Here is a 255-nt window from a genome sequence, read left to right as displayed (position 1 = left end):
TATTTCCCTTGCCTGGCGTGCTGTCCTGATGCCTCTCGTAGAAGAGGTGCTCGGTCAGTTCTGCATTGAACGCTGTTTCCACCGTGAGCTTGAGCAGCTCACGGGAAAACGCATTCAAATCAGCTTCGGTCTTGATGTCTTTCGCTAGCTCTTTGGCCAGCGCCTGCAGTTTGCTTCTTTCCATGGCGTTTGTCGTCATTTTGGCAATTCCTCATTATAGGAGGTTCATCTACCAGAATTACTTACACACTTTTA

At 48.2% G+C, this 255-nt stretch carries 1 pseudogene; it reads right to left on the bottom strand.

From position 1 onward, the window contains the following. Positions 1-184: pseudogene (locus ACO0LC_RS29365) on the bottom strand (IS256 family transposase); the annotation flags it as partial. Positions 185-255 lie beyond the last annotated feature (71 nt).

Origin of the sequence: Undibacterium sp. JH2W (assembly GCF_049340425.1) — a bacterium.
Classification (GTDB): Bacteria; Pseudomonadota; Gammaproteobacteria; order Burkholderiales; family Burkholderiaceae_D; genus Undibacterium.
This window is presented reverse-complemented; position numbering and strand designations above follow the sequence as displayed.